Origin of the sequence: Microvirga sp. ACRRW, from assembly GCF_022346925.1 — a bacterium.
Lineage (GTDB): Bacteria > Pseudomonadota > Alphaproteobacteria > Rhizobiales > Beijerinckiaceae > Microvirga.
Window position 1 is genome coordinate 272,404 of record NZ_JAKRNJ010000004.1, and the last position, 22,928, is coordinate 295,331.

Here is a 22,928-nt window from a genome sequence, read left to right on the forward strand (position 1 = left end):
TGGAGCACAGGCGCGAGAGCTTGGTCAAGACATCTCAGACGCGCATCTCAGGCTGCGCCTTCTGCCTGCGCGACGAGGCCTTTTTCTTCGCAGGCTTTGCCTGCTCCTGCTTCCTGACCTCGCGGGAGAGACGTTCCTGCAAGAGCGTGAGTACCGCCGCCTCTTCGGGCCTCAAGGAGGCCAAGTCTTCTCGCAGCTCGGTCTCGACCTGGTTCTTGATTTCCAGAAGCAGATCGCCTTCGAGATAGCAGGAGAACACCTCCGGATGCACATAGCATTTACGGCAGATGGTGGGCGTATTACCAAGCCTTGACGACACCTCCTCAATGGCCGCGCGAATGTTCTTCTTCGCTTTCGCCTCGCTGTCGAACTGCTCGAATTCGGACAGCGCCAAGGTCGCCAGCACCGTGCCCGCCCAGGTACGGAAATCCTTGGCCGTGATGTCGCGCCCGGTGATCTCCTTCAGATAAGCGTTCACATCCGACGAGGTGATCGATTGCCGCTCACCGTCCTCGTCGAGATATTGAAACAGGTCCTGCCCCGGCAGATCCTGGCAGGCCTTCACGATCTTGGCGACGCGGCGGTCCTTCACCTGAAGCTTCCAGGTCTTGCCGCTCTTGCCCTTGAACTGGAAGCGCAACTCGGCGCCTTCCACTTTCACATGCGGGTCGCGCAAGGTCGTGAGGCCATAGCTCTTGTTCTGCTTCGCATAATCCTCGTTGCCGACGCGGATCAGCGTGTTCTCCAGAAGATGCACCACCGTCGCCAGAACCTTCTCGCGCGGCAAGCCGCGCAGACTCATGTGCTCGTTGATGATCTTGCGGATATCCGGAAGGCCGCGGGCGAATTCGAGCATGCGCTCATATTTCGTGCTCTCCCGGACCTCACGGAAAGCGGGATGATAACGATATTGCTTGCGCCCTTTCGCATCGCGCCCCGTCGCCTGGATATGGCCGTTGGCCTTCGCGCAGATCCACACATCGGTATAGGCGGGCGGAATGGCGAGCGAGCGGATGCGCTCCAGCGTCGCCTTGTCGTCGACCTTCTTCCCGTCGGGCTTGGCATAGGTGAAGCCCTTGCCGGATTTCTTGCGCCTGATCCCCGGCTCCTCGTCGGAGACATAGGTGAGCCCCGCCGTCTCGGCGGCGTCGCGCGGATCGACGATAGTGTCGTTGGAGAGATTGGGATCGAGCAGCATGTGGCGCCTTGCTTTGAAGCAGAACATCAACCGGACTGCGCCACCCCCGGTTCCCTGCGTGAGCCTGCGGCAGGCTTGCCGGCTCGGGCCTCAGTTCGGGCTTCATGCCGGTCGTTGCGGATCTTCAAGGCGAGAATGGTGCCGCTCAGGCACAAGCTCAGCAGGTTGAAGACGATGAGCGGAACCGCGCCGATGAGGAAGCCGTAAGCCGACCACAGCACAAAGGCCGTGACCGTCACGAGGTACATCTTCTTCGAGATCGCCGCCGTATCGCGCTCCCGCCAGGCTTTCAGCACCTGCGGCACGAAGCTCGCCGTGGACAAAATGCCCGCCACCGTCGCCAGGATCGTTGGCAACCACTCACTCATTCACGCCTCCTCTCCAGGCGGAGTGCAACGGCGGGAGAAAAGGGTGGTTCCCTCGAAGGGTAGACCCCGCTAGATACAGCGGCGCTGTTTCACCAAAGGCTTCCCTTGTCGTCCGATCTCACCTTTCCAGGCCGCAAGCTCGTCTTCGTCGTCACCGAGGACTGGTTCTTCGTCTCTCATTTTCTCCCCATGGCCCGAGCCGCGCGCGAGCTTGGGCTCGACGTGGCGGTGGTCACGCGCGTGCAAGCCCATCGCGAGGCCATCGAGGCGACAGGCGCGCGGGTGATCCCGCTGCAGGTCGAGCGGCGCAGCATCAATCCGATGACGGCGGGCTACGCGGCGGGCCAGCTCGCCGCGATCCTTAAAGGCGAGAAGGCCGACATCGTCCATTGCATCGCGCTCAAGAGCATTCTGGTCGGAGGCTTCGCCGCCACGCTCGCCGGCATCGACCGCAGGGTTTATGCGCTCACAGGCCTTGGCTTCCTGGGCGCCCGGACCGATAGCGTCGCGCGCCTCTCGAAGCGCGCCGTGCGGCTGCTGGTGCGGGGCCTGCAAACCGGCAGGACACGCTATCTCTTCGAGAACACGGACGACCCGAAGCTCCTCGGCCTTGATCCCGAAGCCGCAAACGTCACCATCGTCGGCGGTGCGGGCATCGATCCTAAGGCGCTCAAACCCGCTCCCCTCCCCGCGCAGCCGCCGCTGAAGGTCGCCATCGTTGCCCGCATGCTCTGGTCGAAGGGCATCGATCTCGCCGTTGAAGCCGTGCGCATGGCCCGGGCGAAGGGTGCCGCCATCGAGCTGTCCCTCTACGGCGCGCCCGATCCCTCGAATCCGAAGGCCATTCCGGAAGACACCCTGAAGGGCTGGGCCTCCGAGCCCGGCATCTCCTGGCACGGCGCGACCAGGGACATTGCAGCGGTCTGGCGCGATCATCATGTCGCCTGCCTGCCTTCCCGGGGCGGCGAGGGCCTGCCGCGCACGCTTCTGGAAGCGGCGGCATGCGGACGCGCCATCGTCACTGCCGACGTTCCCGGCTGCCGCACCCTCGTGCGCGACGGCGTGGAAGGTCTCCTCGTGCCCCCGAACGATGCGGCTGCACTTGGCGATGCACTTCTGTCTCTCGCCAACGAGCACGAGCGCGTGGCCCGCATGGGCGAGGCGGCTCGCGCCCGGGTTCTCGACGGCTTCACCGAACGCGACGTGATGAACGACGTCAAACGGCTTTACGCTTCCATGCTGACCTCATGATCGCCGATCCTGCCGCCTTCATCCGCGCCGAGACGCGGCTTCTGCCGGTGCCGCACACACCGGAGCTCGTCCTGCACGTGGCCGACGAGGCGACGGAGCTTTGGCAGCGCACGGAAGAGGAGCTCGGCGAGATCGGCCTACCCCCGCCTTTCTGGGCCTTCGCCTGGGCCGGCGGCCAGGCGCTCGCCCGCTACATCCTCGACCATCCCGAGACCGTGCGCGGACGGCGCGTGCTCGATTTCGCATCGGGTTCCGGCCTCGTGGCCATCGCCGCCATGAAGGCGGGTGCAGCCGAGGTCGCCGCCTGTGACATCGACGGCTTCGCCACCGCCGCAATCCGGCTGAACGCCGAGGCGAATGGGGTCAGTATCACTCCCGTACAGGAGGACCTGATCGGACAGGACCAGGGATGGGAGACGGTTCTCGCTGGGGACATCTGCTACGAGCAGGATCTGGCGGCGCGGGTCACGGACTGGCTGTTCACCCTGAGCCAACGGGGCGCCACCGTCCTTATCGGCGATCCGGGCCGCAGCTACCTTCCGAAGGAGCGGCTCGAAAGGCTTGAAATCTATGAGGTTCCGGTGACGCGGACGCTTGAGGATGCCGAGATCAAGAAAACCAGTGTGTGGGAATTTCGGCATAGAGAATCGGACGTTACGTCACCCTAATTTGCATCCATGCAAGATTTTTGTGACCTTATTGCCAGAATACCCCTTTAAATATGTAGCGTTGTAACCTATCTTTTGTGAGAGGGTGGTCTTTGACACCACCTGCCCGTCCAAAGTTTTCTGCCCAAGTTTCGTTTCAAATAAGCCAGAGCCAACCCCGTGACCCAGCCCTCAGCCGCTCACCAGCCGGTCGACCGCCCGCAGGCGACCCAGAAATCAGCCAGGATCGCGACCAGCCTCGCCCATGCGGAAAGCCTGTGCCGGGCCAACCGGGCGCGCCTGACCCCCATCCGCCGCCGCGTTCTCGAAGCTCTCCACAACGCCAACAAGCCCTTGGGCGCTTACGATCTTGCCGATGTCCTGGCGCCTCAAGGCCGCCGCATGGCTCCGATCACGGTCTATCGCGCCCTGGATTTCCTGATCGAGCAGGGCCTCGCCCACAGGCTCGCCAGCCTGAACGCCTATACCCCCAGCAGCCAGACCTCAGACAGCCACGGCTCGTCCGCCTTTCTCATCTGCGAGGGCTGCGGCGATGTGAAGGAGGTCACCATGCCGGAACTCTCCGACGCCCTGTCACAGCTTCACAAGAATCACGCCTTCGCGCCGCATACCAAGGCTCTGGAGCTCACCGGCCGCTGCATTCACTGCTGAACGCGGGCCATTCCTGACGGTCAGTTGACCAGGCCACGCTTGACGGGACGGGGTTTTAGCATCAGCTAAACGGCGACGGCCTTGCCTTCGGCCGCCGTGGATTGCAGCATGTCTCTTATGTCCTCCTCCAATGTCGTCCCCTTCGAGCGCCCTGCGGGCCCCGCTCCCCGCCACCGTACGGTGGGCGTTCGGGTCGGCTCCGTCATGGTCGGCGGCGGCGCGCCCATCGTGGTCCAATCGATGACCAACACGGACACGGCGGATGTGGATGCCACCGTCGCCCAGGTCGCGGCCCTCGCCCGAGCCGGCTCGGAACTTGTGCGCATCACGGTGGATCGCGACGAGGCGGCCGCGGCGGTGCCGAAGATTCGCGAGCGGCTCGACCGGCTCGGCGTCACGGTGCCGCTAGTCGGCGACTTTCACTATATCGGCCACCAATTGCTCGCCGATCATCCGGCCTGCGCTGAAGCGCTCGATAAGTACCGCATCAATCCCGGCAATGTCGGCTTCAAGGAAAAGAAGGACCGGCAGTTCGGCGCCATCGTCGAACTGGCGATCAAGCACGACAAGGCCGTGCGCATCGGTGCGAACTGGGGCTCCCTCGACCAGGAGCTTCTCACCCACCTGATGAACGAGAACGCCGCTTCCGCGAAGCCACGCGACATGCGCTGGGTGACGCGCGAAGCCATGATCCAATCCGCTCTCCTCTCCGCCGCCCGCGCGGAAGAGATCGGTCTGGGCAAAGACCGCATCATTCTCTCGGCCAAGGTCTCTGCGGTGCAGGATTTGATCGCCGTCTATCAGGAACTCGCGCGCCGTTCCGATTACGCCATCCATCTCGGCCTCACGGAAGCGGGGATGGGGACGAAGGGCATCGTGGCCTCCTCGGCTGCTATCGGCATCCTCCTGCAGGAGGGCATCGGCGATACGATCCGCTATTCCCTCACCCCCGAGCCGGGCGGAGATCGCACGCTCGAGGTGAAGACGGCGCAGGAACTGCTCCAGACCATGGGCTTCCGCACCTTCGTGCCGCTGGTGGCCGCCTGCCCCGGCTGCGGACGCACCACCTCTTCCGTGTTCCAGGAACTGGCGCGGGACATCCAGAACTGGATCTCCACCTCCATGCCGGAGTGGAAACGCACCTATCCCGGCGTCGAGAACCTGAACGTGGCCGTGATGGGCTGCATCGTGAACGGACCGGGCGAGTCGAAGCACGCCAATATCGGCATCTCGCTGCCCGGAACCGGCGAGCAGCCGGCAGCCCCCGTCTTCATCGACGGCAAGAAGGCCCTGACCCTGCGCGGCCCGACGCTCGCCCAGGATTTCCAGGCCCTCGTGCTCGACTACATCCGCAAGACCTATGGTCAGCGGGAGCGCGACGCCGCCGAATGAGGCATATGGAACTCTGAAAGAAATTCCGTTTTAAGCTCAAGTGCGATGTGCTAGAGAGCGCCCCGCGCCGGCAGCAGTGACGGCCACTGCACTCATAGGACAAAGGCTTTCCTTTCGTCGTTATTGCAGAGTGACTTGGAACAAGGGCCGTCTGCGGGCACATCCGCAAAGAAAACACCCATGGCAGAACAGAACGCCGTCGCTACCGGGCACGCGGATTCCGCGGCTCCGGAAGCAACTATTCCCGGAAGCCACCACAAGGCGAGCTTCTGGACCCTGACCCTTGGCGCCATCGGCGTCGTCTATGGCGACATCGGCACCAGCCCGCTCTATGCCATGCGTGAGACGGTTGCGGCTGCAACCGGCGGTCATCACGGTGTCCCCGTCGAGCTGACCCGTGAGTTGGTGATCAGCATCCTGTCGCTGTTGCTCTGGGCCTTGATCCTGACGGTCAGCGTGAAATACGTGGTCCTGCTGCTGCGCGCCGACAACAAGGGCGAAGGCGGCTCGCTGACCCTGGTCGCCCTGACTCAGCTCGCGCTGGGTCGTCGGAGCCTGCCGGTTCTGATGATGGGCATGGCGGGAGCAGCCCTTTTCTACGGCGACGCCGCGATCACACCCGCGATTTCCGTGCTCTCGGCCCTGGAAGGCCTGAAGCTCGTCGCCCCCTCTTTCGAGGCTTACATCCTGCCGGGAGCGCTCGCGATTCTCATCGCCCTCTTCGCCGTGCAGGCGCACGGCACCGGCAAGGTCGCGGCCCTGTTCGGCCCGCTCACACTCCTATGGTTCATCACCATGGCGGGTTTAGGCGTTCTCCACATCGCCGACGATTGGGAAGTGCTGCGCGCCTTCAATCCCTATTACGGCGTGCGTTTCCTCGTCACTCATCCCGGAACGGCCTTTGCGATCCTTGGCAGCGTGTGTCTTGCCGTAACGGGGGCCGAAGCGCTTTACGCCGATCTCGGCCATTTCGGCCGCAGGCCGATCCGCATGGCTTGGGGCACCGTGGTCTTTCCCGCGCTGGCGCTGAACTATCTCGGCCAGGGCGCTCTCGTTCTGTCGAATCCCGAATCCATCGCCAATCCGTTCTTCCTGCTGGCACCGCCGTGGCTGCTGCTTCCGCTCGTGATTCTCGCGACGCTTGCTACCATCGTGGCGAGCCAGGCGGTGATCACGGGCGCGTTCTCCCTGACCCGGCAGGCGATTCAGCTCGGCCTTCTTCCGCGCCTGGAGGTCCGCTTCACGTCGGAAACCCATCAAGGTCAGATCTATCTGCCGCGCGTGAACTGGCTGCTTCTCGCTGCCGTCGTGGCGCTGGTGGTTCTGTTCGGATCGTCGAGCAATCTTGCCAGTGCTTATGGCATCGCCGTGTTCGGCACGATGGTCGTCACGACGCTGCTCGCCTGCGTCGTGATCAGCCGCAGCTGGGGCTGGGGTCCGGTGAAGACCGGGCTCGTGATGATCCCGCTGTTGCTCATCGACCTCACCTTCCTGTCCTCGAACCTCGTGAAGCTTTTGGACGGCGGTTATGTGCCGCTGCTCATTGCCGGCACCTTCTTCGTGGTCATGTGGACCTGGGTGAAGGGAACACGCATCCTCTTCGAGAAGACCCGCAAGATCGACGTGCCGCTGCTCGAACTGGTGAGCATGCTCGAGAAGAGCCCGCCGCATCGCGTGAAGGGCACTGCCGTGTTTCTCACGAGCGACCCCGACACCGCGCCCGCAGCACTGCTGCACAACCTGAAACACAACAAGGTGCTGCACGAGAAGAACGTGATCCTCACCGTGCGCAGCGAGGACATTCCGCGCGTCGACGACGAGGACCGTGTCGCCATCGAGCATGTGGGCGACTCGTTCTGGCGCATCCGCCTGAGCTACGGCTACATGGAAACGCCCAACATTCCGCGCGGCCTCGCGATCCTGCGCAAGCAGGGCTTCAAGTTCGACATCATGGCGACGTCGTTCTTCCTCTCGCGCCGCTCGATCCGCCCCGCAAGCCAATCGGGCATGCCGCTCTGGCAGGACAAGCTGTTCATCGGCCTCGCCAAGTCGGCGAGCGATGCCACTGACTTCTTCCAGATCCCCACCGGACGCGTGGTGGAAGTCGGTACGCAGGTTACAGTCTAAAAAACCCGTCAGGCAGCCGCACGGTTCGGCTGCCTGCAATCGCATCAAGTCGCTTCCGGAATCCGCATCTCCTTGACCGAAAGCAGGATTGCGCCTAACCGACGCGCATTCCGTCAAGGATCAGTTCCGTGAGCACCGCCCCGTCCAAAGCCGCCTCTCCCTTCGCCCTCAGCCGCAGCGAGGCCGTGCTGGTGTTCGTCACCATGATCTGGGGCGCGACCTTTCTCATCGTCCAGCTTGCCTTGAGCGTCAGCGGACCGCTGTTCTTCGTAGGATTGCGCTTCGGCACAGCGGCCCTGATGATGGCGCTCATAGCAGTGCCCGTGCTGCGCGGATTGACATGGCTCGAGATCAAGGCGGGCGTGCTGATCGGCATCGCGATCTTCTTCGGCTACACGCTCCAGACTTACGGCCTGCAATATATCCCCAGCAGCAAATCGGCCTTCATCACGGCGCTCTATGTGCCCATCGTACCGCTGCTGCAATGGTTCGTGCTGAAGCGACCGCCGAGCGTGATGGCCTGGACGGGAATCGTCTTCGCCTTCATCGGCCTCGCGCTGCTCGCAGGCCCTGAGGGAACCTCCATAGGCCTCGGCATTGGAGAATTGCTCACGCTGCTCTGCGCCATCGCCATCTCCGCCGAGATCATTCTCATCGGCGGCTTCGCAGGCAAGGTCGACGCGCGCCGCGTCACCGTGGTGCAGCTCGCCACGACATCCGTTCTCGCGTTTGGTTTCATGGCGCCGCTCGGCGAGTCTCTGCCCGAGCCGTCATGGCTACTCATCTTCAGCGCGGTTGGTCTCGGCCTCGCGAGCGCGGGCATTCAGCTCGCGATGAACTGGGCGCAGAAAACCGTCTCGCCCACGCGCGCCACGGTGATCTATGCGGGCGAGCCGGTCTGGGCGGGAATCGTCGGACGCCTCTACGGCGAGATCCTGCCCGCGGCAGCATTGATCGGCGCAGGCCTGATCGTCGCCGGCGTGATTGTCAGCGAGATGAAGCTGCCGCGCTGGTTCAAGCGTAAAGCGGCGAGCGCCTAAACCTCGCGCTCGACAACGAACCGCACGGCCTCTCGCAAAGTCTGTGCCCTGTCGCCGAACTGATCAAGCGCAGCATCCGCCTTCTCGACGAGGAGGCCGCATTCGCGCTTCGCACCTTCGAGCCCGAGCAGATCGACCAGCGTCGCCTTGCCCTTTTCCTGATCCTTGCCGGTGCGCTTGCCGAGCGCCTCGGCGGATGCTTCACGGTCGAGAATGTCGTCGGCGACCTGGAATGCGGCACCGAGCGCGCGTCCGTATTCGATGAGGCTGCGACGCGCATTCGCATCGGCCCTTCCGAGGATCGCGCCCGCTTCCACCGAGAAGGTGAGGATTGCGCCCGTCTTCATCATCTGAAGCTGGCGCACCTCCGCTTCGCCCATCGTGACCGCGCCGTAGCGGCCTTCGGCGGAAAGATCGAGCAACTGCCCGCCCACCATGCCGCCGAGTCCCGAGGCGCGGGCAAGGCCCAGCACCAGATCGGAGCGCACGGCCGCATCCGCATCGGTCTGTGGATCGGCGAGCACCTCGAAGGCCAGCGTCTGGAGCGCATCGCCCACGAGGATGGCGGTCGCCTCGTCATAGGCCTTGTGCACGGTCGGGCGGCCCCGGCGCATGTCGTCGTCGTCCATGGAGGGCAGATCGTCATGCACCAGGGAGTAGCAGTGCAGAAGCTCGATGGCCGAACCCGCCCGCAAGGCACCCTGCCCCTCCGCGCCAAAGAGGCGCGCCGCCTCGATGGTGAGGAATGGGCGCAGGCGCTTGCCGCCTGCGAGCACGGCATGTCGCATGGCCTCCATCAACCGGACGGGCCGGGCAATCTCGCCGTGGCGGGCATTGTCTGCTAGCAAAGCTTCGAGATTGGCTTCGACAAGCCTTGCGGCCTCATTGAGCCGCGCGCTGAAAGTGCTGGTGGATGACGACATGGTGAGCCCGAATTCGGAAGGAGCAGCCGCTCCCTCCGAGGAGAACAGCGGCGGACGAACGGGCCGGAGATGGACGCTGCGCCGGGAACGGTCGCGGGAGCCGATGACGCCTGCCCGTTTCCTCCGCCGCATTGTCCAGTTCGGCCTCGGCCTCATCCTCTTATGGGTCGGAGCGGTCCTTTGGCTAGGTCTTTTGTACTGGGTCGTGCCGCCCGTCTCCACCCTCATGCTCGGGCGCTGGCTGACCCTGCAGAGCGTGGAGCGGACCTATGTGCCCCTCGACGGGATCTCGCCCCATCTGCCGCTTGCGGTTATGACCTCCGAGGACAGCCGCTTCTGCGAGCATGGCGGGGTGGATTGGCTGGCTCTCCAGGAAGTGATCGAGGATGCCGACGAGGACGGCCCCTCGCGCGGGGCCTCGACCATTCCCATGCAGGTGGCCAAGAACCTGTTTCTGACCCCGAGCCGCTCCTATATCCGCAAGGGTCTGGAGATCCCGGTAGCTCTCTATCTCGATCTGATCTGGTCCAAACGGCAGATGATGGAGGTCTACCTCAACATCGCCGAATGGGGTGAAGGGGTCTTCGGGGCCGAGGCCGCAGCCCAGAAATATTTCCGCAAATCCGCCAAGGACCTGACCCGCCGGGAGGCCGCCCTGCTCGCCCGGGCCTTGCCCAATCCGCTCAGGCGCAACCCGGGGCGGCCCACCGCGAGGCTGAACGCCCTGGCAGGGCAGCTCCAGGCCCGGATGTCGAGCGCCGCGCCCTATAGTGAGTGCTTGCGGCCTTAAATCCGCAGGAAAGGGCTAGATATTTCCTGAAAGACCTTGTATGAGGCGCAACCTCATCAAGTTTGAGATGTGAGCGTTCCCCGGTTGAGCGGGCGCTCCGCTGTTTTGACCGGAGACGAGAAATGGCCGTTCCTAAGAGAAAAACGTCGCCCTCGCGGCGTGGCATGCGTCGCTCCGCCGATGCCTTGAAGGCCCCGACCTACATCGAGGACAAGGATTCCGGCGAGCTTCGCCGTCCTCACCACATCGACCTGAAGTCCGGCATGTACCGTGGCCGTCAGGTTCTGAAGGTGAAGGCTGACGCGTAATCCTACGCGGCATGCAAGTTTAAAAAAACCGGCGCATTGCGCCGGTTTTTTTATGCCCGTAATCCCCGTTAATCCCCAAAGCCACTGATTTTCTTTTCGATTTTACCCTTCGTTAAGCCTGAAGCCCGATCCTTGAGCCTCGATTTTTAACGGGCCGGAGCGTTCTTCCGCCCGCTGTGTATTGCGTTCTCAAAGGTGGGTGTGATGGCGACGAAGCGGCCGGGCCGGGCGGGGATTTTCCAAGGAACATCCCGGACGCCGCGCAAGCGCCACAGTGCGCTGGCCTTCCCCGCCTCCCATTCCGGTGCCGCCTATTCCTGGGACATTTTGTCGGATGCCCTGACCTGGAGCCCCAATGCGGCGGCCCTTCTCGGTCTGAACGCCCGGGACCTGCCGCGCACGGGCAAGGCCTTCGCTCAGCTCGTAGAGCCGGGAAGCGGCGCCGACCGCGAGGAGGCGATTGCCGTTGAGACCTCTTCCCATGGCAGCTTCGAGACCCGCTATGCCCTGCGCCTCGGGCCCGATCAGGTGCTCATGGTGGAAGATGCCGGACGCTGGCAGGCGGATGCCCAAGGCCGCCCCGCCTTCGTGCGCGGGCTCCTGAAGGCCGACGTGCGACTGGCCATCCAGGCTCTGCCCACCCGGATTCAGGCCCGTTCCGGCCTGCTGCACCAGATCCAGAACGGGATCAACGAGGCTCTTCGCGTCTCCCAGACCTGCACCCTGATCGTCGGGTCGCTTGATGGGGACGATGCGGATGCCCTCGACATCATCGCCCGCAAGCTCAGGCCCATGATGCGGCGGCACGACCATTTCGGCGCCTTGAGCCCGAGCCGCTTCACCCTGACGCTGACCGGCTGCCCCGCCTCGGATGCTTCCAGCGCCATGACGCGGGCGGCGGGCCTCCTGAAGGATTGCTCAGGCCACCTGACGCTCAGTGCCGCCTGCGCTCCGGATCATACCTTCAAGGCCACCAAGCTGCTGCGCTTTGCCGAGCTGGCCCTTGAGGCTGCCCTCGCGGGCAATGAAGCCTTCAAGCTCTACGATGCTCGGCCGGCCTCCCGGTCGTCGAGGGCCGAGAAAGCTCCCTTCGACGTGGTGTCCGCGCTCAACGATCGGAGCCTGACCCTGGCCTGCCGGCCCGTAGTGGACGCTTTGGGCCGCAGCCCTGTGCTGATGCAGGCCATCGCCGCCCTGCCCGGCCCGGATGGGCGCATGATACCCCTGGGCTCCGTGCCCGCTCTGGACGATGCCAATCTGAGCCTGCTCGTGGATGGGCGGATGCTGGAACTGGCGGCCGATTATCTTGTCGGCCATCCTCATGAGCGCCTCGCTCTTCCGGTCGCACCCGCGACCCTGAAGGATGCGGAATGGCTGCCGATGCTCGCCGCTCATCTGGGTGCACGGCCCGGCATCGAATCGCGCCTCGTGATCGAGGTGCCGGAAATCGCCCTGGCCAAGGATCCGTCCCTCGTCGGACGGCTCCACGCCATGAAGGCCATCGGCATCGGCCTGTCCCTGTCCGGCTTCGGCCTCGGGCATGTCCCTTCGGCTAGCTTACGCCACCTGCCCTTCGACATGCTGAAGATCGACGGCGTGTTCATCCAGCCGCTTAACCGCTCGACGGAGGATCGCCTTTTCGTGCGCGCTCTCGTGGATCGGGCGCAGAATCTCGGCATCGCGACGGCCGCCGAGTGGGTGCACGACGAGGCGACCGCGCGGATGCTGGCCGATTGGGGCGTGGATTACCTGGAAGGGTCCCTGTTCGGAGAACCGGCAGCGGTTCAGGAGCCTGCAAGCCTCAAGCAGGTGCTGAAGAAGGCCAGGGCCTAAAAACCTACTTGTTCGCCAGCTTGTCGAGCTTCGCCTGCATGTCGGCCATCTGACGCTTGAGGGCGTCCAGATCGCCCGCCTCTTCCGTCTGAGACGGTGCCTTCGGCGCAGAAGCGCCAGGCGCACCGCCCTGCGGGAACGGCGAGAACATGCGCATGGCTTCCGTGAAGAAGCTCATGTTCTTGCGCACCTGCTCCTCCATGGCCTGAAAGGCACCGGAACCAAACGCAGTGGTCATCTGGTCCCGGAGCTTCTGCTGCTCCTGGGACAGGTTGTTCATGGAGAACTCGAGATAGCTCGGAACAAGAGCCTGCATGCTGTCGCCGTAGAAGCGGATGAGCTGACGCAGCACGGTGACGGGCAGAAGGTTCTGCCCTTCCTTGTTCTCCTGCTCGAAGATGATCTGGGTCAGAACGCTGCGGGTGATGTCCTCGCCCGACTTCGCGTCATAGACCACGAAATCGTCGCCCTGGCGGACCATGCCGGCCAGGTCTTCCAGCGTCACATAGGTCGAAGTGCCGGTGTGATAGAGGCGGCGGTTGGCATATTTCTTGATGATCGTCGGCTGTTTTTCCGTCGCCATTTCGCCCGATACGCTCCTGAAAAACCAATGACCTTCGGATCCCGGCGGGATGTCTGCGGCCTCCCATGATTATAAGCCTTATGCCCCACGAGCAAAGCGCCAAAAGTCTAAGGGATGCATGCCTGACTTGCTCTATCCTGTCCTTGACATCGCACGGACTGGGGCTTTGATCGCACCAGCACTATCTTTTGAACAGCGAGATACAGGAGGCAGGAATGGCCCAGGACAGCATCGTCATCGTCGGCGCCGCACGCACGCCGGTCGGCTCCTTCAACGGAGCCTTCGCCAATACCCCAGCCCATGAGCTGGGCGCCATCGCCATCAAGGCTGCGCTCGAGCGCGCCAAGGTGAGCGGCGAAGAGGTGGACGAGGTGATCCTCGGTCAGATCCTCACCGCCGCTCAAGGCCAGAACCCGGCCCGTCAGGCCGCCATGGCCGCAGGCATTCCGCAGGAAAAGACCGCCTGGGGTCTCAACCAGCTCTGCGGCTCGGGCCTTCGCACCGTCGCCATCGGCATGCAGCAGATCGCCAACGGCGATGCCAGCATCATCGTGGCGGGCGGCCAGGAATCCATGTCGCTCGCGCCGCACGCGGCCCACATGCGCGGCGGCACCAAGATGGGCGATTTCAAGCTCGCCGACACCATGCTGAAGGACGGCCTCATGGACGCCTTCAACGGCTACCATATGGGCAACACCGCCGAGAACGTGGCACAGCGCTGGCAGCTCACCCGCGAGGAGCAGGACCAGTTCGCCACCGCCTCCCAGAACAAGGCCGAGGCCGCGCAGAAGGAAGGCCGCTTCAAGGACGAGATCACGCCCGTCACCATCTCGACCCGCAAGGGCGACATCGTGGTGGACCAGGACGAGTACATCCGCGCTGGCACGACAATCGACTCGCTCGGCAAGCTGAAGCCCGCCTTCTCGAAGGAAGGCACGGTGACCGCAGGCAATGCCTCCGGCATCAATGACGGCGCGGCAGCAGTGGTGCTCATGACCGAGTCGGAAGCCAAGAAGCGCGGTCTCACGCCGCTTGCGCGCATCGCCTCCTGGGCGACCGCCGGCGTCGACCCCGCCATCATGGGCACGGGCCCGATCCCGGCCTCCCGCAAGGCGCTGGAAAAGGCCGGCTGGAAGGTCTCCGACCTCGATCTCGTGGAAGCCAACGAGGCCTTCGCGGCCCAGGCGCTCGCGGTGAACAAGGACATGGGCTGGGATCCGTCCATCGTGAACGTGAACGGCGGCGCCATCGCCATCGGCCACCCGATCGGTGCATCGGGCGCTCGCGTTCTCGTGACCCTGCTGCATGAAATGGGCCGCCGCAACGCGAAGAAGGGCCTCGCCACCCTCTGCATCGGCGGCGGCATGGGCGTCGCCATGTGCTTGGAGCGTTGAGAAGCCTGGAGCGTTAAGCGTTTAAAGCGCAACGTTGCACCGAGATTGAAAGACAGACGGCTTGCGCTTTCGAGGGAGCGCAAGCCGTTTTCGTTAGATCGAAAGGCTTAAAGAAAATAACGGGCCTACACCCTTCCCGCCTCTGCCACATGTAATAAGCTGGGACAGGAAGCTGCCGGGCATAACGGCGCTCCGCCTCACGAATGGATCCACCAGAGATCCGCTTAGGAAACGCTTGAGGGAAGGAAACAGCATGGCGCGCGTCGCATTGGTCACCGGAGGCACTCGCGGCATCGGTGCCGCAATCTCCTCGGCATTGAAGCAGGCAGGCTATAAGGTTGCTGCGAATTACGCGGGCAATGACGAAGCGGCGAACCAGTTCAAGTCCGAGACGGGCATTCCCGTCTTCAAGTTCGACGTGTCCGATCCGGGCGCTTGCGAGGCCGGCATTCGTGCGGTGGAGGCCGAACTCGGACCTGTCGACATTCTGGTGAACAATGCGGGCATCACCCGCGACGGCATGTTCCACAAGATGACCTTCGATCAGTGGTCCGCCGTCATCCGCACCAATCTCGATTCCATGTTCAGCTGCACGCGCCCCGTGATCGAGGGCATGCGCGAACGCGGCTTCGGGCGCATCATCATCATCTCCTCCATCAATGGCCAGAAGGGCCAGATGGGGCAGGCGAACTACTCAGCCGCGAAAGCGGGCGTAGTCGGCTTCGCCAAGGCGCTCGCGCTCGAGAACGCGAACAAGGGCGTCACCGTCAACGTGATCGCGCCCGGCTACATCGCCACAGAGATGGTGAAGGCCGTGCCGGAAGAGGTGCTGAAATCCAAGATCCTGCCGCTCATCCCCGTGGGCCGGCTCGGCGAGGCGGAGGAGATCGCGCGTGGGGTGCTGTTCCTCGCCGGCGACGAGGCTGGTTTCGTCACCGGCTCGACCTTGAGCCTCAATGGCGGTCAGTACATGGCTTAAAAGCGTCATCCCGGATCTTTGCTTCGCCTCAAGCGGGATGACGTGCTAGGTGGCGGTCATCATGACGACTCGCACCGCCACCACCATCGGCCTCTCCGCCATCCTGCTCTGGTCCATGCTCGCCCTGTTCACGGCGGCCACGGGCACGATCCCTCCGTTTCAGCTCAACGCCATGTGCTTTCTCATCGGCGGGCTCGTGGGCGTGATGAGCTGGGTCGCGCGACCGGAAGGGATCAAGGCTCTGAAGCAGAAGCCGATCGTCTGGGCGTTGGGCTTGGGCGGCCTGTTCGGCTATCACGCGCTCTATTTCGCGGCTTTGCGCTGGGCCCCACCTGCGGAATCGGGCCTCATCAATTATCTCTGGCCGCTTCTGATCGTGCTGTTCTCCTCGCTTCTGCCCGGCGAGCATCTGCGGCGTGCGCATCTCGTCGGCGCGCTTCTCGGCTTTGCGGGTGTGGTCCTGCTGATCGCGGGACGCGGCGGATTCGATGCGCGCTCGGAATATCTGCCCGGCTACCTTTGCGCCTTCGTCGCCGCGTTCGTGTGGGGCGGCTATTCCGTGCTCTCGCGGCGCTTCGGGCAGGTGCCGACCGATGCGGTGGCGGGGTTCTGCCTTGCCACATCGGCCTTGAGCTGGGTCTGCCATTTCGCATTCGAAACCACCGTTTGGCCGGAGAACACGACGCAATGGCTCGCGGTTCTCGCCCTTGGCCTCGGCCCTGTCGGTGCTGCGTTCTATGTGTGGGATATCGGCATGAAGCGTGGCGACATCCGTTTCCTCGGCGTCGCATCCTACGCGACGCCCGTTCTCTCGACGCTGCTGCTCGTTTTCGCAGGTTATGCGGAGCCGACGCTGATCCTCGCGCTCTCCTGCGGACTCATCGTCGCCGGTGCGCTGGTAGCGACGTTGACGCCCAAAGCATTTTCCGGCGAAGTGGATCCGGTTCGCCGCAAGTAAATGCGGTAAAGCAGCTCTTAACTGGAGCGTCCGGGCATGACGCGATGGGTGTAGCGATAGGCTATCTCGAAGCCGAGAGCCTTGTAGAGCGAATGCGCCACTTCGTTTTCCTCGCGCACCTGAAGATAGGCGCTGTGCGCGCCCTGCTGGCAGCCCCAGGCCATGAGGCTTGAGACGACGCGGCGGCCGAGGCCGATGCCGCGCAGATCGGGCGCAACGACGATATCGTAGAGTCCGACATAACCGCGCTCCACCACGCCGAGGCCCCAGGCGACCGGCTTCTCATCAAGACTGAGCGTGGCGAATGCCGCCTTCTGATGGATGCGGGAGACGATCTTCATCAGCGTCTCGTCATCGGCTTTGTCACCACCATACGAAGAAGCCGCCTCGCGCACCCAGCGCTTCGACACCTGCGGCTGGAGATCGACTTCCGGATCGATCTCGCAATCACCCATTTTGATCGGCGCCACGAGCACATGCGTGGGCTCGACCTCCTTGAAGCCGCGCAGCTTCAAGCGCTCGTCTACATCCCCTGCCTGCAACCCGTTCAGGCGGAAGGTGGGGCGCACATTCGCCTCCACGAAGCGGGCAACCATGTAATCGATCAGTTCTTCATCGAGATTGGCATGCGGCAGAAGGGGCGTCGCGGAATTGGCGCGCTTGGAATAGCCGTTGGCGAGACGCAGGATCCAGCCGTCGTAAGCCTGATAGTCGAAGGACGGCCAGGCATTCATGAGCCTGCTTTCGAGCCCGATGATGAGGCTGTGATCGTTCATGGGACGTGCCGCTCCTGCGATGCCGCATTACTGATTAGAACGTGTTCTTCCATTCCCTCAACGATTGGAAGACCTCGACCACCGCCGCGCCTTCCTTATGAACGGATTTCGCAAGCGCAGGCTCCCCCGCGCGCAGGAAAGGATTGGTGGCCTTCTCCTGCCCGATAGTCGACGGCACCAGGAAACGGCCCTCAGCCTTCGCCTGCTCGGCTTGCTTAGCGCGCGCCTTCAGCGCGGCATTGTCGGGATCGGCCGCGAGCGCAAAGCGTGCATTGGAGAGCGTGTAATCGTGCCCGCAATACACTTGCGTGTTGTCGGGCAATGCCGCGAGGCGCCGCAGCGTCTTCCAGAAATCGGCATATGTGCCTTCGAACATGCGTCCGCAGCCGAGCGTGAACAGCGTATCGCCTGCGAAGAGCACGTCGTCCTGCTCGAACCAATACGAAACATGATCCGCGCAATGACCCGGCGTCTCGAACACGCGTGCTTCAAGCGTTCCTATCAGCACGCCATCGCCTTCACGCACCCACAGATCGGCGGAGGGCACCGCCTCGCGCGCCTTCGCGGGCGCCACCACGCGGCAGCCGGTACGCTTCTTCAAGGCTTCGACGGCCTGCACGTGATCGCTGTGGCGATGGGTGACGAGAATGTCGGTGAGGGTCCAGCCCGTCTCAGCGAGGGCTGCGAGAATCGGCCCCTCTTCGGGCGCGTCGATGGCGGCGCAGGCGCCGGTATTGGGATCGCGGATCAGAACACCGATATTATCCTGCAGGCAGAGAAAGGCGTGAATCTGTGCTGACATCGTTGACCCCTGTCTTGATGCGCTCTGAGCTATCATGGAACACTTGAGCGACGAAACCAGATCCCGCAGCAGCGCCATGCGTTGTCCGCCGGGATCGCATGCACCATTGACGAGGCCATGAGCATCGACATCACCGACCTGCGCAGCTTCTACGCGAGCCACCTCGGGGCCGTGACGCGCCGCTATGTGGGCCGGGCCATCGACAGGTTCTGGGGGCCGCTGACGGGCCTGCGCGTGCTGGGCCTCGGCTACGCTCCCCCCTATCTCTCTGGCGCAAGGAGCAAAGCCGAGCGGACCATCGCCTTCATGCCCGCAAGCCAGGGCGTGGTGAATTGGCCGAGCACCGGAGCCTCCGCCTCGGCGCTCGTCGATCCGCTCACGATGCCCCTGCCGGAAGCCTCCATCGACCGGGTGCTCGTGGTCCATGCCCTGGAAACCGTGGAAAGTCCGAGCGAGCTTTTGCACGAGATCTGGCGCATCCTGACGCCTGGCGGGCGCATCATCATGGTGGCCCCCAACCGGCGCGGCCTCTGGGCGCGCATGGACACCACCCCCTTCGGCTACGGCCAGCCCTATAGCCGCTCGCAGCTCAAAAGCCTTATGCGGCAGACCTGGTTCTCGCCCGAGGGCTGGGCGGAAACCCTTTACGTTCCGCCGCTGACCAGCCGCCTGGTGCTGAGCACCGCAGCCGCCTGGGAGCGCCTGGGCTCCGGCTTTTCCCTGCCCTTCGCGGGCCTTCACATCGTCGAGGCCACCAAGCAGCTTTACCGCCCCGGCACCGTCATGGCGGTGCGCCGCTCGCGCCGTACGGTGCCGGTTTTCGTACCGGCACCGGCGACGAGAATCGGTGATATTCCTTGATTTCGCCTGGATTTAGGGGAGTAAAGCGGGCCTCAACTTGACTTGGGGCGACTGAATCGCCAGTGTCCGCCCCACTCCGGCGGGGCTATCTCCTCACGCCGACTTTCATTTTCAATAGAGTCTGATGCGCAGTTATCTCGATTTCGAAAAGCCCGTCGCCGAGCTTGAGGCGAAGGTCGAAGAGCTCCGGGCCTTGGGTGAGAACGGCAATGCCGTGTCCATCTCCGACGATGTCTCGCGCCTGGAAACCAAGGCCGCGGACGCCCTGAAGGACCTCTATTCCAAGCTCACCCCCTGGCAGAAGACCCTGGTCGCGCGCCATCCGCAGCGACCTCACTTCGTCGATTACTGCGAGGGCCTGATTACCGAGTTCACGCCGCTTGCCGGCGACCGCAAGTTCTCCGAGGACGAGGCCATTCTCGCCGGCTTCGGCCGCTTCCGGGGCCAGCCCGTCTGCGTGCTGGGCCAGGAGAAGGGCCACAACACGGAAACCCGCATCCGGCACAATTTCGGCATGGCCCGCCCCGAAGGCTACCGTAAGGCCGTGCGCCTGATGGAGACGGCGGATCGCTTCGGCCTGCCGGTCATCTCCTTCGTGGACACCGCCGGCGCCTATCCCGGCATCGAGGCGGAAGAGCGCGGCCAGGCCGAGGCCATCGCCCGCTCCACCGAGGCGCAGCTGGGCCTTGGTGTGCCGAATGTCTCCCTCGTCATCGGCGAAGGCGGCTCGGGCGGCGCGATTGCCATCGCCACCGCCAATAAGGTGCTGATGATGGAGCACGCCATCTACAGCGTGATCTCGCCGGAAGGCGCAGCCTCGATCCTCTGGCGCGACGCAGCCCGCGCACAGGACGCCGCCACCAACATGAAGATCACGGCCCAGGATCTCCTGCGGCTCGGCATCATCGACGGCATCGTAACCGAGCCCGTGGGCGGCGCCCATCGGGATCCGAAGGCCGCCATCCAGGCCGCCGGAAATGCCATCGAGGAAGCCCTGCACGACCTGAGCAACATGGGCCCCGCGGAAATTCGGGATCATCGGGCCGAGAAGTTCCTGAACATCGGCCGCAAGCTCTAAGAAGCACCAAGAATCCAAGCCAGGGCTGCTCTTCGACGAGAGCGGCCCTGAAGCTTTCCGGGCCCAACACCCTCTAAAGAGATGCTCTTTCGGGAGGAGGAGCCCGATAATCCATTCCCCGTCACAGGACAGTTTTACCTTCTGTTAACCACCACAACATTACGGCCCCGCTTGCAGTAAGGGCCAGTTAAGGCTAACGATTTAAGGGTTAAGGGGAACTGTCAGGCATAATGCCGGCAGATCAAAAATTGCGGGGTCCCCCATGTTGAAGCGTATTGCTATGGCCGCGAGCCTGACGCTCGCGCTCGCTGCCTGCCAGGACGGCAACCTGTCCCAAGGCTCCACGCGCCACCTGCAGCCGATTCCGCCGGCCGCCATGGCCCTCATGTCCGCCAAGGGCATGAGCAAGAACGATCCCATCCTGATCCGGGCCTACAAGAAGGAATCGGAGCTGGAGGTCTGGAAGCGCGGCTCCAACGGCAAGTACGCCCTGCTCAAGACCTATCCCATCTGCCGCTGGTCGGGCCAGCTCGGCCCCAAGACCCGTGAAGGCGACCGCCAGGTGCCGGAAGGCTTCTACACGGTCACCCCGGCGCAGATGAACCCGAACTCGAATTTCTATCTCTCGTTCGATACCGGCTATCCGAACGCCTTCGACCGTTCGCTGGGCCGTAACGGCGGCGACATCATGGTCCACGGCTCGTGCTCCTCGCGCGGCTGCTTCGCCATGACGGACCAGAACGTCGCCGAGATCTATTCCATCGCCCGCGAGGCGTTCGCCAGCGGCCAGCGCGCCTTCCAGTTCCAGTCCTATCCGTTCCGGATGACGGCCCAGAACCTGGCCAAACACCGGCTCGATAAGAACATCGCCTTCTGGAAGAATCTGAAGGAAGGCTCCGACACCTTCGAGGTGACGAAGGAAGAGGTGCCTGTCGCTGTCGCAGGCGGCCGCTATCAGTTCAACGGCGATTCCACCGTGGTGGCCGCCGTGACGCAGAAGCAGCGCGAGGACGAGCAGGAAGTCGCCGAACTCGTCGCCAAGGGCACGAAGCCGGTCAAGCTCGTCTATCATGACGGCGACACGCACGAGTCCTTCCGCACGGCCCTCGCCAATGCCTCCGGCGTGACGGACAGCAAGCTCGGTTACGTGAGCCGCACCGAGGGTCTCTCCTCCGGCCCGCAGCAGATCGCGCTCGACGACAGCGGCCGCGAGCAGGTCGAGACCCCGGCGGCAGCCCTCGCCTTCGCTTCCATGAAGGAAGTGCCGGCCGAGGCTTCCGAGCCCAAGGTTGTCGCTTCGGCCAAGCCGGTTGCGACAACGCCTGCCGCATCGGCTTCCGACGAGACGCCCTTCTACAAGAAGATGTTCAGCAACGTGACGGACCTCTTCAGCAGTTCGTCCTCGCAGCCTGCGGCAGAGACGGCCCAGACCGAGCCGACCATCGCTCCCGCAGCGATCACGCCTGCCATCCGTCCCCCGGTCAAGCCGCAGAAGCGCGCCGAGACCCCGACGGGCCTGAAGGTGGCTCAGGTCAGGAACTGACCTCAACACATTTATCGACACGCAAAAGCCCGCCTCATCGGCGGGCTTTTCGTTTGAGAGTGAAGTGAACCGGAAACGTCCGTTTCGGCGGTCCCCTTTCCGACATCCTCAAGGCGCGAGCGTATTGGAAACGGATCGGCCGAACTCCTCGACCTGTCCGCCGAACGATTGCCGCGTCTGTGGATCGACGACGGCAACGGGCGCGGATACGGCCAGACCGGCGGCGGTTCCGATAGCGGTCGCCGCACCGGCCGTCACGCTGATGATGCGGTCTCCCAATCCGACCCGGGAATCCGTGACCGTCTGGCCTTCGGCCAGTCGTTTCCCGATGAGCTGGACGACCTCCGGGCTCTCCGCGAACTTGCCGTGATTGAGAGGGTCTCCGGCCTTCAGCTTGGTGAGGTCGAGCACCGTCACCTGAGCCTGTTCAAGCTGCGTCCGATAGGGTTCCTGATCGGGGTTGATGGCTCCCAGGCGGGCTGTGCTGCCCCAGACGCGCCGGGAGACGGCAAGAGCTCGGTCGTCCTGCGACACGAACAAGGTGAAAGCCGGGCGATTGGCACGCGGCCCCATGTCGACGATCGCTTCGCGCGCGAGATCCACATCCACATCGGGCGCTGCGAGAAGGACGTTCTTGACCTTCGGCGTGACCCGGCCATCGCGGATCGCCATCTGTCGCAAAGTTTCGAGAGCAAGAGAATTGCCCATGGAATGCGCCAGGATCGAGATTTCGCCGACCTGAGGATCGGACGAGATCGCCTTCAACAGACTTTCCAGCGCATTGCGGGAATAAGCCGTGCTCTCGCGATCATACCCATAGGCCAGAATGCTACCGCGCGAGGGCCATGTGAACAGGATCGGCACTACGGGCGCATGAGAATCGTGCACGATCTGAGCGAAACGGAAAACCGCATCCTCGAAGCGGTTGTTGAATCCGTGAATGAAAACCATCACCTGCCGCTTGCGAGACGAGCGCAAGGTTCGCCGGAACCAGGAAAGCGCCTGGGCGCGGTCGATGACATCGGCCTTGAGTGTCACGAATTCCGTGGCCGGATTGCCAGGTATCTGTCGCGGCCACTGCACTTCACCGATCTGCCGCACTCCCTCAGGCGGGATCGAGACGGTGATATTCGCAAAGGCAAGGGCAGGACTTCTCTCCCCGGAGAACAGCTCTGCCGGGTCCGTCCGCTTGCGCGTCGTCGCAACCAGCATGTCCACGCGGCTCGCATTGGGAACGGACTCGCTCACGGGCGCCATGACGCCCTTGAGCCCGGCGCAGGCACCCAGAGGCAGGACGGCACACAGGCACAGTGCGCCAGAGAGCGACGCCCTGGAAAGCTTACGGGCTCTTGAACGGACATGAGCTGATGGCACGCAAAACCCCTTGTCTTTTGCGGACATTCTA

General features: G+C 63.7%; 22 protein-coding genes. 15 read left to right on the forward strand and 7 right to left on the reverse strand.

What is annotated here, in order from left to right:
• Positions 1–34 precede the first annotated feature (34 nt).
• Positions 35–1,198, reverse strand: coding sequence for a DNA topoisomerase IB (locus MHY87_RS11440; RefSeq protein ID WP_239351861.1), 1,164 nt, complete (start codon positions 1,196–1,198; stop codon positions 35–37).
• Between the two features lie 26 nt (positions 1,199–1,224).
• The gene (locus MHY87_RS11445) at positions 1,225–1,566 is read right to left on the reverse strand and encodes a SemiSWEET family sugar transporter (protein WP_239351862.1); all 342 of its coding nucleotides are present in this window, start codon (positions 1,564–1,566) and stop codon (positions 1,225–1,227) included.
• A 105-nt stretch (positions 1,567–1,671) separates the two neighbouring features.
• On the opposite strand from MHY87_RS11445, the gene MHY87_RS11450 reads away from it, so the two are divergent.
• The 6 genes from MHY87_RS11450 (at position 1,672) to MHY87_RS11475 (ending at position 8,695) form a co-directional block, all read left to right on the forward strand.
• Entirely contained in the window at positions 1,672–2,817 is a 1,146-nt protein-coding gene (locus tag MHY87_RS11450) for a glycosyltransferase family 4 protein (protein ID WP_239351863.1), read from the forward strand.
• Positions 2,814–3,485 carry a methyltransferase gene (locus tag MHY87_RS11455; protein ID WP_239351864.1) on the forward strand — a complete coding sequence of 224 codons (672 nt, stop codon included), beginning with the start codon at positions 2,814–2,816 and terminating at the stop codon, positions 3,483–3,485. The genes MHY87_RS11450 and MHY87_RS11455 overlap by 4 nt, the downstream gene beginning before the upstream one ends.
• 159 nt (positions 3,486–3,644) lie before the next feature.
• Complete coding sequence (locus MHY87_RS11460) at positions 3,645–4,136, forward strand: Fur family transcriptional regulator (protein WP_239351865.1); 492 nt, start codon at positions 3,645–3,647, stop codon at positions 4,134–4,136.
• A gap of 108 nt (positions 4,137–4,244) precedes the next feature.
• Positions 4,245–5,528: a flavodoxin-dependent (E)-4-hydroxy-3-methylbut-2-enyl-diphosphate synthase gene (gene ispG, locus MHY87_RS11465; RefSeq protein ID WP_239351866.1), complete on the forward strand. Its 1,284-nt coding sequence runs from the start codon at positions 4,245–4,247 to the stop codon at positions 5,526–5,528.
• 180 nt (positions 5,529–5,708) lie between these two features.
• Entirely contained in the window at positions 5,709–7,655 is a 1,947-nt protein-coding gene (locus MHY87_RS11470; protein ID WP_239351867.1) for a potassium transporter Kup, read from the forward strand.
• Between the two features lie 128 nt (positions 7,656–7,783).
• Positions 7,784–8,695, forward strand: a complete 912-nt coding sequence (locus MHY87_RS11475) for a DMT family transporter (protein WP_239351869.1) — start codon at positions 7,784–7,786, stop codon at positions 8,693–8,695.
• Here MHY87_RS11475 and MHY87_RS11480 read toward each other — a convergent pair.
• Positions 8,692–9,618, reverse strand: a complete 927-nt coding sequence (locus tag MHY87_RS11480) for a polyprenyl synthetase family protein (protein ID WP_239351871.1) — start codon at positions 9,616–9,618, stop codon at positions 8,692–8,694. The genes MHY87_RS11475 and MHY87_RS11480 overlap by 4 nt on opposite strands.
• Here MHY87_RS11480 and mtgA point away from each other — a divergent pair.
• The 3 genes from mtgA (at position 9,617) to MHY87_RS11495 (ending at position 12,549) form a co-directional block, all read left to right on the forward strand.
• Positions 9,617–10,408, forward strand: coding sequence for a monofunctional biosynthetic peptidoglycan transglycosylase (gene mtgA / locus MHY87_RS11485; RefSeq protein WP_370644896.1), 792 nt, complete (start codon positions 9,617–9,619; stop codon positions 10,406–10,408). The two genes, MHY87_RS11480 and mtgA, sit on opposite strands and share 2 nt — an antisense overlap.
• 122 nt (positions 10,409–10,530) lie before the next feature.
• On the forward strand, positions 10,531–10,716 hold the full coding sequence (gene rpmF, locus MHY87_RS11490) for a 50S ribosomal protein L32 (RefSeq protein WP_091131251.1): 186 nt from the start codon (positions 10,531–10,533) through the stop codon (positions 10,714–10,716).
• A gap of 204 nt (positions 10,717–10,920) precedes the next feature.
• A complete protein-coding gene (locus MHY87_RS11495; protein ID WP_239351872.1) occupies positions 10,921–12,549 on the forward strand; it encodes a bifunctional diguanylate cyclase/phosphodiesterase in 1,629 nt (542 codons plus the stop codon).
• 4 nt (positions 12,550–12,553) lie between these two features.
• On the opposite strand, the gene phaR is transcribed toward MHY87_RS11495, so the two are convergent.
• Positions 12,554–13,132, reverse strand: a complete 579-nt coding sequence (gene phaR, locus MHY87_RS11500; RefSeq protein ID WP_239351873.1) for a polyhydroxyalkanoate synthesis repressor PhaR — start codon at positions 13,130–13,132, stop codon at positions 12,554–12,556.
• Between the two features lie 215 nt (positions 13,133–13,347).
• Between phaR and MHY87_RS11505 the strand changes: the two genes are divergently transcribed.
• From MHY87_RS11505 to MHY87_RS11515, 3 genes are all read left to right on the forward strand, one after another.
• Positions 13,348–14,526 (forward strand): acetyl-CoA C-acetyltransferase, encoded by a 1,179-nt coding sequence (locus tag MHY87_RS11505; protein WP_239351874.1) that lies wholly within the window; start codon positions 13,348–13,350, stop codon positions 14,524–14,526.
• A 253-nt stretch (positions 14,527–14,779) separates the two neighbouring features.
• On the forward strand, positions 14,780–15,505 hold the full coding sequence (phbB, locus tag MHY87_RS11510; protein WP_239351875.1) for an acetoacetyl-CoA reductase: 726 nt from the start codon (positions 14,780–14,782) through the stop codon (positions 15,503–15,505).
• 61 nt (positions 15,506–15,566) lie between these two features.
• A complete protein-coding gene (locus MHY87_RS11515) occupies positions 15,567–16,463 on the forward strand; it encodes a DMT family transporter (RefSeq protein ID WP_239351876.1) in 897 nt (298 codons plus the stop codon).
• A 17-nt stretch (positions 16,464–16,480) separates the two neighbouring features.
• Here MHY87_RS11515 and MHY87_RS11520 read toward each other — a convergent pair whose 3' ends face one another.
• Both MHY87_RS11520 and gloB read right to left on the reverse strand, forming a co-directional pair.
• Positions 16,481–17,239, reverse strand: coding sequence for an N-acetyltransferase (locus MHY87_RS11520; RefSeq protein ID WP_239351877.1), 759 nt, complete (start codon positions 17,237–17,239; stop codon positions 16,481–16,483).
• Between the two features lie 34 nt (positions 17,240–17,273).
• A complete protein-coding gene (gloB, locus tag MHY87_RS11525; RefSeq protein WP_239351878.1) occupies positions 17,274–18,041 on the reverse strand; it encodes a hydroxyacylglutathione hydrolase in 768 nt (255 codons plus the stop codon).
• A 117-nt stretch (positions 18,042–18,158) separates the two neighbouring features.
• On the opposite strand from gloB, the gene MHY87_RS11530 reads away from it, so the two are divergent.
• The 3 genes from MHY87_RS11530 (at position 18,159) to MHY87_RS11540 (ending at position 21,523) form a co-directional block, all read left to right on the forward strand.
• Complete coding sequence (locus tag MHY87_RS11530; RefSeq protein ID WP_239351879.1) at positions 18,159–18,902, forward strand: class I SAM-dependent methyltransferase; 744 nt, start codon at positions 18,159–18,161, stop codon at positions 18,900–18,902.
• A 124-nt stretch (positions 18,903–19,026) separates the two neighbouring features.
• On the forward strand, positions 19,027–19,980 hold the full coding sequence (locus tag MHY87_RS11535) for an acetyl-CoA carboxylase carboxyltransferase subunit alpha (protein WP_239351881.1): 954 nt from the start codon (positions 19,027–19,029) through the stop codon (positions 19,978–19,980).
• 262 nt (positions 19,981–20,242) lie between these two features.
• Complete coding sequence (locus tag MHY87_RS11540) at positions 20,243–21,523, forward strand: murein L,D-transpeptidase family protein (protein ID WP_239351883.1); 1,281 nt, start codon at positions 20,243–20,245, stop codon at positions 21,521–21,523.
• A 108-nt stretch (positions 21,524–21,631) separates the two neighbouring features.
• On the opposite strand, the gene MHY87_RS11545 is transcribed toward MHY87_RS11540, so the two are convergent.
• Positions 21,632–22,924, reverse strand: a complete 1,293-nt coding sequence (locus MHY87_RS11545) for an alpha/beta hydrolase (protein WP_370644897.1) — start codon at positions 22,922–22,924, stop codon at positions 21,632–21,634.
• Between the last annotated feature and the right edge of the window lie 4 nt (positions 22,925–22,928).